This is a genomic window from Bowmanella yangjiangensis, from assembly GCF_017255015.1.
Classification (GTDB): Bacteria; Pseudomonadota; Gammaproteobacteria; order Enterobacterales; family Alteromonadaceae; genus Bowmanella; species Bowmanella yangjiangensis.
In genome coordinates this window covers 1-430 of record NZ_JAFKCS010000617.1, presented here as the reverse complement: position 1 = coordinate 430, position 430 = coordinate 1, and the positions used below count along the sequence as shown (strand labels likewise).

At 66.7% G+C, this 430-nt stretch carries 1 protein-coding gene; it reads right to left on the bottom strand.

Annotated features, from left to right (window positions below; translation table 11 throughout):
• On the bottom strand, positions 1-327 hold a 327-nt coding region (locus J0A65_RS25945; protein ID WP_206597074.1), incomplete at its 3' end, for a M20/M25/M40 family metallo-hydrolase.
• Positions 328-430: the final 103 nt, after the last annotated feature.

Here is a 430-nt window from a genome sequence, read left to right as displayed (position 1 = left end):
GCAGGCGATGAAGCCTTTCATGTCCGCCGTACCTCGCCCGTACAGGCGTCCGTCGCGCTCGCTCATGGCGAAGGCCGGCACCGTCCAGTGCTGCCCGTCGATCGGCACCACGTCGCTGTGGCCGGACAGCATCACGCCCCCCGCGCCACTCGGACCGATGCGCGCATAGAGGTTGGCCTTGCTGCGTTCGGCGTTGAACAGCAACTCGCTGGAGACTCCGTAGCCCGCCAGGTAATCACGCACGTAGTCGATCAGCGCGAGGTTGGATTCGCGGCTGGTGGTGTCGAAGGCGATCAGGTCGGCGAGCAGGTCGCGGCTGGCAGGCATGGGGCAGTTACCGGTACATGGGTGGATGGACAAGGCGGCGCAGGCGCAGGGTGGATGGCACTGTATCCAGCCACCCGCACGGGGCCACGCGGTGAACGAGCAA